We start from the raw sequence: 12,397 nt of genomic DNA on the forward strand, positions 1-12,397 counted from the left end.
GTGCATAATGAAAAAATCGATTTTACTCCTGTTTTTGAGTCTGTTCTTGCTGGTTGTACTCCCTCATCAGGGAAATGCGGCTGCAAGCACGTCGAAAATCTTCTTGGACGGCGAGGAATTAATCCTCCCAAGTGACGTTCAGGTGACCATCGTGAATAAGAATGTTATGATTCCGATTCGTGTCGTTGCCGAAAATTTGAAATTCAAAGTGGATTGGAATCAAAATACACGTAATGTAAAGATCCAGCAAAATGACAAGACGATTTCTTTAACCGTTGATCAAAAGCAAGCCATGGTCGCTGACAAGCAAGTTACCCTGAACACAGCTCCACTCATTTTAAATAACACCATGGTGGTACCCATTCGATTTGTCAGTGAACAAATGGGACTCAACGTGAAATGGAACAACAAGGAGAAGATTGTATACTTAATCAACACCGCCACCAGTAAAGAGCCCAATGTTGAGCCGGGCAACGGTTCAGGAAACGGTAACCCAGCATCGCTAACACATGTTACCGATATCCAATTTGCCAACAATCAGCTCGTCGTGTCTATGGATGGTGAATCCAAACCAGTGATGACGACTTTGAAGAATCCCGATCGTCTGGTCGTGGATCTGCCCGGAGCAGTGTTTGGTGATCTATCGCAACCTTTGAATCAAAACATGAATGGTAAATTGGATGTGGACGCATACCCCAATGTAACGGAAGTTAGATATTCTCTTTTTAAACAAGACCCTGGTCAAGTTCGAATTGTCGTTGAATTGAATCAGGTGAAGGATGTACAGTACAGCCAGAACATCATTGCCGATAAACTAATTATCGATCTAAATGTTTCGGGAGATAACGTCACACCCGTTCCTGTAACTCCTGTAGGCGATTCAGGACGCAAGGTTGTTGTCATCGACCCAGGCCATGGGGGTAAAGATCCAGGTTCAACCAGCATCACCAACAAACCCGAGAAAGAATATAATCTGGCATTGGCTCTCAAAGTACAAGCACTGCTTCTCAATGAGCCGGATATCGAATTGGTGATGACTCGTGACGGTGATACTTATCCCACTCGCCCGGAGCGTGTTCGGCTCGCTAATCAATTAAACGCGGATGTTTTTGTATCTATCCATGGCAATAATGTGGAGTCCTCACCCCAGGCGACAGGTACAGAGACGTTCTACTATCAACGCAGCAGCAGCAAGGAATTAGCCAATATCATTCATCAACGTTTGGTTAAAGCCATGGGGCTCAAAGACCGTGGTGTGAAAAATGGCAACTTGGAAGTGATCAGAGATACGACCATGGCTGCAGTACTTTTGGAAGTGGGATTCCTGAGTAATGTTATAGATGAAGAACTGATGTCGTCCGATGTCGTTCAGATGAAAGCCGCGCAAGCGATAGCAGATGGGATTAAGGAATATCTGGGTATAAATTAAATAATAAAACATAATTAAAATATGCTGGAGGATGTGATCCATTGAAAACGAAATTGGGATGTGCACTCGTCTTATCCTTCTTAATGATAGTTGGCATTGGTTGTGCTCAGAAGCCAGTCAGTGAATCCGGATCGGCCGAACCTGCTGTTCAGGGAGGACAGTCACCAAACCCATCCGAAACAGAGGTGGATCTGGGCTCAATGAACACAAAAGCGGTTGATGTGTATTTCGCAGATGCCCAGGTACTGGAACTTGAGAAAAAAGAGCAGGAAATTGAATACAAGGACGATTCCGAGAAATACAAAAAAACATTTGAAGCTTTACAAAAAAATACCGATTCGGAGCTCGTATCCCTCTGGGAAAAAGTCGAATTGCTCTCCCTACAGTACGGTGAGGGCAAAGTCACTTTGGATGTTCATATTCCGGATGAGGCCAAATTGGGAACCAGTGGCGAGCTGCTTGCATTGGATGCACTGACCCGGACGATGTTTCAATACGATGAAGTAGAAAGTATCGATATCCTGGTGGACGGTGAAGCCCTCGATAGCTTGATGGGCCATTCAGAGCTGGAGCATCCTATTCAGCGCGAGCCCTAATCTAATTTTAAAAGACAGCGGATGATTTCCAGATGATTCTCCCCTTGAATCATCTCCCATGCATGATGAGAAGCATAACTTCTCATCATGCTTTTTTTTATTAAAAATCCACATTCAAAAAGACGTCCCCAGGGACGCCCTACATAGCATAGATCCAATCTTTATCCAATTCAACTTACAGATACAGCTCATCTCCAGGAGATAGCGAATGCAAAATCCCTTTCCCCGAGACCGATTTTTCGCTGAGCAAGCCTTCTCTCAGTTTATCCGTCTCTGCCCGATCCGCATGCACAAGTACCGTATGCCTCGCAGGAACCTGATGCAGCATTCTCTCGACATCCTTCCAACCCTGATGCACCTTATAACGAATTTTCCGTACCTCGCACGCTCCGTGTTTTGCAGGATTCTGCAAAAGCCTGTAAGCATAGGTGCCGGCAGAGACATGCCCAGTGAGCAGTACCAGATTATGTTCATCGTCCGCAAACTGGCTATAGTACCAGCGAGCAAGAGAGGACTGCATCATTCCGTCCGGAATGAACCACAAAGAGGCAGCATGTTGATGCAGTAGCCGCTCTCGATTTTCCTTTGTTACAGGCATTTCCCAACCATAACCCCTCAAAAAACGCTCAATTGCTTCCTTTACAGAGCCCGATATGTGTTCTTCCTCTTCCTTTAGCCAATATGGAGCACGTAAAAGCTGCTTCAGACCGTCCACCAGCCCTTGTTCCACTACAATTGGAACGTCCGGGAACTGCTGCTGTGCCCACAGCATGATTTCCTGACCACGACCCACTGAGGGCATAGGCATTAGCACCTTTCCACCCCGGGCAATGGTCTCATGAATGGCCTGCTCCAGCTGTTCCAGCTTGTTGGCCTGCGTATCGCGATCTGTTCCATAGGCAGCATCCATAATCACCAAATCGAGCATGCCGGATGAAGATGCTTGGTTCATTTCGACTCCCTTGGATACGGCATAGGAATCCCCTTGCTCCACAGTTCTCCCTGCTGATACATGGGATCGTAATACCCCTTCGGATGCAGCAAAGGGGAGAGTCTGCGACGCGGATGGCTCTCCTGCCAAGACATGCCCACCATTCACGGCGGTTCGTATATCCGTTTTCCAACGTTGACTAATCGGAGTATCGAATCCACGCTTGTTACGTGGTAACTTTGCCTGCCAAAGCGTATCCGCTGGACAATCCTCCTGCAAAAGCATGGATTCGGAGGTGTAATCACCGGAATAGAATATCCGCTTATCCTCGATTTCTAGCCCGAACCATACCGATCCTGCAAGGTGTCCACTGCGCCCCCACACCACCGAGACGCCAGGGACCATTTCAAACCAGGTTCCACCCTCGGCTTCATCCTCCAAAAATCGGTAGCGAATCAATTGTTCATCACCTTCTTCGTATGGGAGCATGTGTCCTGCCCTCTCCATATTTCTTCGCCAAGCTCTGAAGTAGGTGTCCAATTGCTCTCTGGTTTCCCGCGTCGTCCATACTTCACCCTGATACCCCATCTTATAAAGCAATGGAATAGCGACAGAATGATCCTCATGGGCATGAGACAGCAAAACCACATCCAGCTCTTTAACGATTTCCGGTTCAATCAATGGATACTCGCCGGTTCCTTCTTTTTTCACGCCACAATCCAGCAAAAGTTGAACCCGGCTCCCTCTCAGGAGATAGGCAGAGCGCCCGTGTTCCCCGGCGCCGCCCCATACCTTCAGTTTGATCATGATGCATTCCACTTTCTCTTCGAATTCAGAACTTCAATGCCGAGCAACATCAGTACCGTCATAACGACAGTAACCACGGCCATCGCCATTCCCAATGAAACCTGACCTTGTTCAAATTGAGCAAAAATATACGTAGCCGATGTCTGCATCGATGGAGGCAAAATCAACAGTGATCCCACCAGCTCCCGCGTGGCAATGGTGAATGTCATCATCCACCCGGCCAACATACCGGGAATGATCAGTGGTAGAAGAATGCGCCGCAGAATATACAACGGTCTTCCGCCAAAGACCTGACCCGCCTGGAACAACGTACCGTCTATCTGGGTGAAGCTTGATTTGACATACTGCACCGTGTACGGCAGGAAGAGCACCACATACGTCAGAACAACCATTCCGTACGAGTTGTACAGGGTGAACGGCATCCATGGTGAATTCCAGAACAGGATGAGACCCACCACCATTACAATGCCAGGTACCGTATTCGGCAGCAGACTGAACAGGTCAATGACACGCTGCATAAAGGAAGACGATTTACCAATCGTCAATGCAAAACCTGTACCGATAATAACCGCAACCGTTGAAGCTGCTAGTGACAGCCCTAGACTGTTCCCGATTGCTTTCATACTGACCGATCCCCAGGACAGCAATTCCCGGTAATGATCCAGCGTCAGATTGTCGAAGGACAATCCTGCGCCGCGCAGCTTCATAGTCGATGCAGCAATAATGGAGAAATACGGAATGCCCACCGACAGAATCAGCAGCAACGCGAGATACAACCCACACAACCAACCCGCTCCGCCGCGTAGGGAGTATCGTTTGGATCGCTGCCCTTTGCCCCCTACCAGACGGTACGTGAACTTCCGACTCATGGCAGACTGCATGTACCACATCACCAGACAGACCGACAGCAGCACCGATGCAAGCGAGGTTGCCTTGCCAAAATCAATCGGCCAACTGGAGATATACTTGTGAATCTCAGATGTCATGACATAATAACCGATACGGCGCCCGAAGGTGGCCGGTGTTCCGAATTCCGCAATCGTTTTGACAAAGACGAGCATGATCCCCATGCCATAGGAAGACAACAGCAGTGGCAAAATAATGCGTCTGAATCGGTATCCCGCACGTCCCCCGTGCACCGCTCCCGCTTCTTCCAGGTTGCCTCCAATGCGAATGATGGCATCCCGAAGCAATAGATATAGGAAAGGGAACAGATGTAGGCTCATAATGAGCACCATGCCCCAGAAACTGAAGAACAACTCACTCCAGCTCGCAGCGGAGGGCACCCATTGCTGCAGGTATCCCCCTTTTTGCATAAACAGAATCCAGCCCATGGAGCCGATATACGGCGGGGTCATGAACGGAATCATCAGGATTACGTCCACCCAGCGATGCTGACCCATGCGGGTCTTCGCCATCATCCAGGCCAGTGGCAATGCCAGCAGCGTTGTTACAGCTACCACGCAGATCCCCAGCCAGACGGAATTCAGCAGCACCCCGGATAAATGCTGTCCGGTAATGGTCCGAATCGGAGCCATCCAATCCCACTGCCCGTCTGGATACACACTTTCCCAGAAAATCAGCAAGAGCGGTACACCAATGCTTATCGTCAGCAGAAAGAGGGCCAGAATCACGCCCACTCTCCGAAAAATACGGTTGTTGTCTATTACACCAGGTTTCACTACGATTTCACCTCACATGACTTCCACAAAACAATCGTCTCTTCACTCTAGTTGCTCTAGTTACTCAATCGTTAGGTCATAACACTATGCTTATTTAAAAGTCTCGGAGAAACGTGCCGCTGTCTCATCTCCGTGTTCACTCATCCAGTTCCAATCCACTTTAAGCTGCGGGATATCTTTCAGATTTGCCCGGTTAGTCGCCTCGATGTCTTCACGACCCGGAATCAGGTAAGCATCTGCAACGAGCTTTTGTGCCTCATCAGACAACAGGTAGTCGATAAACGCCTTGGCATTCTCCACATTCTGACTCGATTTCAGAATCGCTGCCGGTCTTGGACTGATTACAGTCCCTTCCTCTGGATATACGATGTCCAGCGGTTCACCTTTGGCTTTGGAGGAATACGCCATGTAGTCCACACCTGCTGCTACGATGCTCTTCGCTCCAGTAATAACCGGGTCAAGTGCTTCCTGATTCGCTCCTGCCATCGCAACACCATTCGCTTTGTAGCTTTCCAGCAAGTCCCAGCCCTTATCTCCATTCACACTCAGGTATCCCGTAATGAAGTCCAGTGCAGAACCGGACAGTGTAGGATCAGGAATGTTCACAACATCTTTCCAGGCAGGTGTTGCCAGCTCAGACCAACTGGTTGGTGGCGTGGACACCAGCTTCGTATTGTAGACAATTCCAAGTGCCGAAGCACTGGAGCTAAAATAGTTGCCGTCGGCATCCGACCAGTCCTTGTTCAGCTTGTCTGCATTCTCCGCATCAGGATATGGGAGTGTCAGACCATCTGCTTTCAGTGCTTGTGCCGAAGGCAGGGAGGCCAGGATAACCACGTCCGCTACCGGATTAGATTTTTCAGCTTCCATGCGAGCCAGAATTTTACCTGTCGTACCCTGGAACATCTCCACTTCAATGCCCGTCTTGGCTGTAAATCCGCTGATGATGTTATCCGCCAGCTTCTGAGGTCCTGCACTGTACAATACCAGCTTACCGCCAGCTGGTTTTGTTGTTTCCGCCGATGCAGTAGCCGTACTGCCTTCCCCAGCAGCTTGACCCGCATTCCCGGTAGTTGAATTACCTGTGCTACATCCGAACAAACTGATACTCATTACCGCTGATAATAATAGCATTGCACTTCTTTTCCGTGTTTTCATACCCAACATTTTCATTCCATCTCCCTTGGTTTCTGATTATATTAGTATTCAAGTTTCTGCAAACTCACGCTGTATGCTCATCATGATCAGTTGGCTGCTGCGATGAACTCTCTCGGCTTCACATTCGGAGTGTCTTGTCCGTTCATTCGGCAAATCCGCTCCGGGGCTACATATAGCTGAACCTTCTCTCCTACGCGTACTCTTCGATCCAGATAGGCTGTCCATACACCCAGTCCCTCCATCTGCACCCGAATTTCATAACGCTCTCCTACATAACTGACGCTGAGCACTACCGCCTGATAACACAGATCGTCATGACCTGTTTTGCTCCAGGAGACATGTTCCGGTCTCACCATGGACTGATTAGGCGTAAGCCAGTTAGACTTTCCGATAAATGAAGCAACAAAAGGATCGCTTGGCGATGCGTAGATCGTTTCCGGGGTTCCCTTTTGCAATATCCGCCCCTTCTCCATCACCACAATCTCATCCGACATCGACATCGCCTCAACCTGATCATGGGTGACGTACAGCGCTGTCAATCCCATATCCCGTACCAATGACATCATCTCAATTCGCATCTCTTCCCGCAGCACGGCATCCAGTGCACTTAGTGGCTCATCGAACAGGATAATCCCCGGTCTTACTGCTACCGCTCTGGCAAAAGCAACCCTTTGCTGCTGTCCTCCCGACAGCTGATGAGGAAAACGATCCTCCATGCCTTGCAGGCGAACCATGCTTAGTGCTTCGGTCACCTTCTGGCGCAAATCCGATTTTTGCTTTCCGGCTTTCAAGCCGAACGCCACATTTTCGTATACGGTCATATGCGGCCATAATGCAAAATCCTGAAACACCATGCCCAGATTACGCTTATGTGTCGGTACATCTATTCGCTTCGTCGCCGAGTAGAAACTCTTGCCATCCGCGACGATTTCTCCCGCATCCGGTTGCTCCAGCCCCGCCAGCATGCGCAGCAACGTCGTTTTACCACAGCCGGATGGGCCGAGCAGCGTCGTAAACTGTCCATGCTGAAGTGTTAAATCCGTGGGCAGCAGCGCGGGAGTGCGATTGAATGATTTTTGAATTCCCCTAATTTCCATTTTCATAAGCATCCCTGCCTGTCTTCTTGTACTGTTCTCAGTCTAACGTCCGCTTTCGCGAGTTGTATGTTAGAAATGTAAAATTGGAATTAACTTTTTAGATGAATTCTGTTGATCTTCATAGATTAAATCTATATAAGGTGATTCAAAGTTACCTGAGAGGAGTGTTGAGTTCGTTGAACCTGATTAAACTGCAAATTGTTGAACTCATTGATAAACATCATCATATGACCAGCGTGGCCGAACTTCTAGGTATCAAGCAACCTACTGTTACCTTTCATATGAAGTCTTTGGAGGAAGAGATGGGGGTGCGATTATTCGAATCGCGTAGTGGAAAGACATTTCTAACCGAGGCTGGACAAGCCCTTTTACACTATTCCGTCAAAATCAATGCCCTGACCCAGGAGGCACGCCGGGTAGTACAGGAATATGACAGCCTCTATCGGGGCACCCTGCACATTGGAGCGAGCTATGTACCAGCCACGTATCTGCTGCCACCTATTTTGAATACATTTTCTCAGGAATTCCCCGGTATTCGAATTATGTTATCAGTCAAACCTTCACCCGTTATCCGCGAAATGTTGATCCGTCACCAGATTGATCTGGGTGTAATCTCTTCCGAACCGTTTGTAGGGCCGGTGCTGCAAGCAGAGACGTTGTGTGAAGACGATCTGGTATTAATCTGCTCACCACAGCATGCCTTGGCTCAGAGGGATGTGCTGAAACCTGAGCATATGGCACAGGTTCCTTTTGCACTGCATGGGGATGAATCTAGCACTCGCCGTTTAACCAACCAATGGCTGGAGCAACATGATATTCGTCTGCGGAGCACCGTTGAGATGGACTCTCTGGAAGCGATCAAGCAGTTGGTTCTACTCGGCGGTCATATCTCGTTCATGTCACGAATGGCCGTACAGTGGGAAGAGCAGCATGGACTGATCAAGGTCCTCCCCATTCCGGGGGAGCAGGCTCCGCGGCATATTTACACCGTCCACAACAAGGATCGTCATCCTTCCGTCCAGGTCAACCGCTTCAAGGAAGTACTGCGGGACATGAGCCACAGCATCTCTCTTTTTAATTCATGATCCCGCTATCCCATATAAACTATCGCTTGGCATTCATCAAATCTATGCAGGGTTAACGCAACGAGCCCTTCCATTTAATCGCTTTCATATACTCGGACGATAAAGTGGGTCTGTACGTTAATCCAGCCTAGGGAGTGATTGGTTTTGAAAAAATGGAAAAAGGTAACCGCCTCATTCATGCTGAGCATCGTGACATTGGGAAGTGGACTGACGTTTCTGGAAGCACCACAGGCCTCAGCAGCAGCCAACGCCGTTCCTGCTTATGAAGTGAAGTTCCTGGCTAAGCCGGAGCTGGTATTGAACACAGATGGCACACCACGCAGTGAAGTCATTCAGACACTTGGCTTGAACTCCACAGCAAGAAACATTAGTGCAGAGTATTTCGACACTAACGCACTCAATCTAAATCAAGCAGGATGGGATGTCCGTTTTCGGAAGAAGGATGACAAGAACAATTATGAACTGACTTATAAAAAGCGCTATCCTGTCATCAATGGTGATGTTAATGCGGCGTTGACTCTGGCTAACCAAGAGGGATTTAATGCGTCAGATGATAACTACGAGGCTGAAATTGACTGGGGATATGGCAAACAAACATTAAGCTTCTCCAACACGAAAAAGGTGGATACCAACGCTACAGGCGTACAACTTCCATCACAGCAGGAAGCCTTGAGCATGTTATTGGACAAGCTGCCTGGCAAATTAAAAAACTGGTCCTCCTCCAACTGGGGTAAACAACAACTCACGGCATCCCGTGCCTACGGCCCGATAACGTTCCAACGTTATGAAGGCACATGGAATGGACAGGAACTCACCCTTGAAGTATGGCCAATTCGCAACGCAGCAGGCACAGGTGTAGAGAATATCGTTGAGATCTCGTTCAAAACAGCAGATTCTACAGCTGTTTCTGGACTGCGTACTCAACTGATGCAAGTCCTAGCAAACAAAAACTGGCTCATTCCTGCCGATGGCCTGAAAACTCAGCTCATCTTGGAAAGATACTAATTGGTTGTTGCTGCCCATACCGTATAAGTCTAAGTATGGTATCTAGCGGTTTAAAGGCAACGGGGAAAATGGGCATGTCTATGTTCTTAATGAAACGAATCATGGTCTTTCCCCTTCCCATACCCTATCGCTTAAACATACAATGATATGTTTGGTTTATCTGCCCATTCAAGCCTACATCCATTTTCATCCAAAACAAAAGGAGATCAACAGGAACATTCTGTTGATCTCCTTTATTTAATATTCCTTACAGTTAATATATTTTAAAGTTCTGGGCTGTTTCGATACCAAGTGCACTCTGGATAAACGTATTGGCGACCCGCTCCACAGGCACTGGATTAAATCCGATAAACACACCCTTATATTTCTCTGCGGATTCAACAAACAGGTTAGGACTAACCGAATTCAGACGTATACTTCGGGGCAACTCATACGCTGCTGCTTTGGCAAACGAATCAATTGCACCGTTGACCATAGCACTGGACGCGCCCTTCAGAATAGGATGGTCCTGTATAATGCCACTGACCAGCGTAAAACTTCCCTTATCGTTGATGTAGTGCTGTCCAATCAAGACGATGTTAACTTGACCAAGTAATTTCCCCTGCACACTAATCATGTTGTTCTCAGGGGTCAGCTCCTCCAACTTCGCATAATGGGTCTGGCCTGCTGCAACAATGACATAATCAATATTAGTCACCGTTTCAAAGAGGGATGTAATACTCTCTGTCGAGGTCATATCCACCTGGTAGTCCCCGGATTGCCTGCCGGCTGTAATTACCTCAACGGAATACTCCTGAAGCTTCGCAACAACAGCTTTGCCTAATGTTCCATTTCCTCCAATAACGAGAGCCCTTTTCATAATACGCCTCCTTTTTTCAGTGAAAGCATGATATTCTACATTCATTGATCTCTTCATTTAAACAAAGATCACTCGCATAATCAAACCTACTTCACAATTAAGCCTAATAATCCAACAAAAGAGGCAGCCTGAGCATCTGAGATGATACATCCGTCCAGGTCCTCAATATCCACGTGTAACCTTTCAAAGCTACAGTCACTAAGATCCACTCCCTTAAGCTTAACCCCAGACAAAAGAGCTTGATCTATATTGCATTCAGAAAACTCCAGTTTTTGAGCTGTAGCTTGAAAGAAATCGCCACTAACCAGAGAACATTCCGTGTACTTCACCTGTTTAAACTTGGAAAATCGAAATAAAGAAAGGTCAGCTACACAGCCCTGAAAGGTTACATTTTGGAGCCTGCTATTCGAAAACTTAGTACCAAGCAATTTACAGTTTCTAAATTCTGTCCGGTGTAGGAAAGAACCGTTAAAGTCCATATTGGACAAATCACATTTATCAAAAATCACATCAGTAAGCTCAACTTCGGGGAGAGAGGACTGGCTGAAGATCACGTTCTCAAAGACCACTTTATCGAATGAAACCCTGCTGGCGCTCTGATTCTCAATAGAGATATTGGTAAATCGTCCATGTTTGATTTCTTCTTTACTCTCCCATGCTTCTAAAGTTAACGATAAGTCCTCGAGTTCCAGGGGAATCTTTGGCGTTTCTATTTTATTTTTCATAAGTCCTCCCACTATTTTCTTATTTAAGATTACTATATCAAAAAGAGCCCTTGCAATAAGCAAGAGCTCTCTTTGATGTTACCATGAAGCGGGTGATGGGAATCGAACCCACGCTATTAGCTTGGAAGGCTAAAGTTCTACCATTGAACTACACCCGCATATAAAAATCGGGATGACACGATTTGAACATGCGACCCCCTGGTCCCAAACCAGGTGCTCTACCAAGCTGAGCTACATCCCGATACTTATGAAAATAATGGCGCGCCCTGAGAGATTCGAACTCCCGGCCTTTTGATTCGTAGTCAAACGCTCTATCCAGCTGAGCTAAGGGCGCAAATATTGGAGCGGAAGACGGGAATCGAACCCGCGACCCTCGCCTTGGCAAGGCGATGCTCTACCGCTGAGCCACTTCCGCAAAATATATGGTGCGGTCGAGAGGACTCGAACCTCCACGGGGGTTAGCCCACACGGACCTGAACCGTGCGCGTCTGCCAATTCCGCCACGACCGCAAAATATAATGGTGAGTCATGAAGGGCTCGAACCTTCGACACCCTGATTAAAAGTCAGGTGCTCTACCAACTGAGCTAATGACTCAAACTAAAAACTAAAATGGCTGGGGATATAGGATTTGAACCTATGCATGACGGAGTCAAAGTCCGTTGCCTTACCGCTTGGCTAATCCCCATTAAGAAAACATGGGGCGATCGAGGGGAATTGAACCCCCGAATGCCGGATCCACAAACCGGTGCGTTAACCACTTCGCCACGATCGCCATAAGCTATCCCTTACATTCGCTGAGAGTATCTCAGTATTCCCATCTGAAACTACAATATACATTCTATTATAAATTCAGAGGTAAATGCAATAAATGGTGCCGGCGAGAGGACTTGAACCCCCAACCTACTGATTACAAGTCAGTTGCTCTACCAGTTGAGCTACACCGGCACGGTGTAAAATGTTGCTTGAGTAAAAATGGCGGAACCGACGGGATTCGAACCCGCGATCTCCTGCGTGACAGGCAG

At 47.7% G+C, this 12,397-nt stretch carries 10 protein-coding genes and 9 tRNA genes; 4 read left to right on the forward strand and 15 right to left on the reverse strand.

Annotated elements, in window-relative coordinates:
* Positions 1 to 7 precede the first annotated feature (7 nt).
* Both AC4PM4_RS23605 and AC4PM4_RS23610 read left to right on the forward strand, forming a co-directional pair.
* Positions 8 to 1,429 (forward strand): N-acetylmuramoyl-L-alanine amidase family protein, encoded by a 1,422-nt coding sequence (locus AC4PM4_RS23605; protein ID WP_491614691.1) that lies wholly within the window; start codon positions 8 to 10, stop codon positions 1,427 to 1,429.
* Positions 1,430 to 1,470: 41 nt separating this feature from the next.
* Positions 1,471 to 2,025: a GerMN domain-containing protein gene (locus AC4PM4_RS23610; protein WP_491614692.1), complete on the forward strand. Its 555-nt coding sequence runs from the start codon at positions 1,471 to 1,473 to the stop codon at positions 2,023 to 2,025.
* Between the two features lie 175 nt (positions 2,026 to 2,200).
* On the opposite strand, the gene AC4PM4_RS23615 is transcribed toward AC4PM4_RS23610, so the two are convergent.
* The 4 genes from AC4PM4_RS23615 to AC4PM4_RS23630 all read right to left on the reverse strand — a co-directional run bounded on the left by AC4PM4_RS23615 (position 2,201) and on the right by AC4PM4_RS23630 (position 7,706).
* Positions 2,201 to 3,763 carry an MBL fold metallo-hydrolase gene (locus tag AC4PM4_RS23615; RefSeq protein ID WP_491614693.1) on the reverse strand — a complete coding sequence of 521 codons (1,563 nt, stop codon included), beginning with the start codon at positions 3,761 to 3,763 and terminating at the stop codon, positions 2,201 to 2,203.
* Positions 3,760 to 5,445 (reverse strand): ABC transporter permease, encoded by a 1,686-nt coding sequence (locus AC4PM4_RS23620; RefSeq protein ID WP_063568011.1) that lies wholly within the window; start codon positions 5,443 to 5,445, stop codon positions 3,760 to 3,762. The genes AC4PM4_RS23615 and AC4PM4_RS23620 overlap by 4 nt, the downstream gene beginning before the upstream one ends.
* Positions 5,446 to 5,535: 90 nt before the next feature.
* Positions 5,536 to 6,612, reverse strand: a complete 1,077-nt coding sequence (locus AC4PM4_RS23625; RefSeq protein ID WP_090954187.1) for an ABC transporter substrate-binding protein — start codon at positions 6,610 to 6,612, stop codon at positions 5,536 to 5,538.
* Between the two features lie 77 nt (positions 6,613 to 6,689).
* The gene (locus AC4PM4_RS23630) at positions 6,690 to 7,706 is read right to left on the reverse strand and encodes an ABC transporter ATP-binding protein (protein WP_079695927.1); all 1,017 of its coding nucleotides are present in this window, start codon (positions 7,704 to 7,706) and stop codon (positions 6,690 to 6,692) included.
* 170 nt (positions 7,707 to 7,876) lie between these two features.
* On the opposite strand from AC4PM4_RS23630, the gene AC4PM4_RS23635 reads away from it, so the two are divergent.
* Positions 7,877 to 8,785 (forward strand): LysR family transcriptional regulator, encoded by a 909-nt coding sequence (locus tag AC4PM4_RS23635; protein ID WP_079695908.1) that lies wholly within the window; start codon positions 7,877 to 7,879, stop codon positions 8,783 to 8,785.
* Between the two features lie 144 nt (positions 8,786 to 8,929).
* Complete coding sequence (locus AC4PM4_RS23640) at positions 8,930 to 9,790, forward strand: CYTH domain-containing protein (protein WP_274569254.1); 861 nt, start codon at positions 8,930 to 8,932, stop codon at positions 9,788 to 9,790.
* Positions 9,791 to 10,043: 253 nt separating this feature from the next.
* Here AC4PM4_RS23640 and AC4PM4_RS23645 read toward each other — a convergent pair whose 3' ends face one another.
* The 11 genes from AC4PM4_RS23645 to AC4PM4_RS23695 all read right to left on the reverse strand — a co-directional run bounded on the left by AC4PM4_RS23645 (position 10,044) and on the right by AC4PM4_RS23695 (position 12,320).
* Positions 10,044 to 10,649 (reverse strand): short chain dehydrogenase, encoded by a 606-nt coding sequence (locus AC4PM4_RS23645; protein WP_090954193.1) that lies wholly within the window; start codon positions 10,647 to 10,649, stop codon positions 10,044 to 10,046.
* 86 nt (positions 10,650 to 10,735) lie between these two features.
* Positions 10,736 to 11,374 carry a pentapeptide repeat-containing protein gene (locus AC4PM4_RS23650; protein ID WP_491614694.1) on the reverse strand — a complete coding sequence of 213 codons (639 nt, stop codon included), beginning with the start codon at positions 11,372 to 11,374 and terminating at the stop codon, positions 10,736 to 10,738.
* Positions 11,375 to 11,461: 87 nt separating this feature from the next.
* Positions 11,462 to 11,532, reverse strand: a tRNA-Gly gene (locus AC4PM4_RS23655).
* A gap of 9 nt (positions 11,533 to 11,541) precedes the next feature.
* Positions 11,542 to 11,615: transfer RNA gene (locus AC4PM4_RS23660), tRNA-Pro, on the reverse strand.
* 16 nt (positions 11,616 to 11,631) lie between these two features.
* Positions 11,632 to 11,708 (reverse strand) — tRNA-Arg (locus AC4PM4_RS23665).
* A gap of 6 nt (positions 11,709 to 11,714) precedes the next feature.
* Positions 11,715 to 11,789 (reverse strand) — tRNA-Gly (locus AC4PM4_RS23670).
* A gap of 8 nt (positions 11,790 to 11,797) precedes the next feature.
* Positions 11,798 to 11,884 (reverse strand) — tRNA-Leu (locus tag AC4PM4_RS23675).
* A 9-nt stretch (positions 11,885 to 11,893) separates the two neighbouring features.
* Positions 11,894 to 11,969: transfer RNA gene (locus AC4PM4_RS23680), tRNA-Lys, on the reverse strand.
* A gap of 16 nt (positions 11,970 to 11,985) precedes the next feature.
* Positions 11,986 to 12,060, reverse strand: a tRNA-Gln gene (locus AC4PM4_RS23685).
* An 11-nt stretch (positions 12,061 to 12,071) separates the two neighbouring features.
* Positions 12,072 to 12,147 (reverse strand) — tRNA-His (locus tag AC4PM4_RS23690).
* A gap of 97 nt (positions 12,148 to 12,244) precedes the next feature.
* Positions 12,245 to 12,320 (reverse strand) — tRNA-Thr (locus AC4PM4_RS23695).
* Positions 12,321 to 12,397: the final 77 nt, after the last annotated feature.

It is taken from the genome of Paenibacillus sp. MDV22-iso6, from assembly GCF_058408365.1.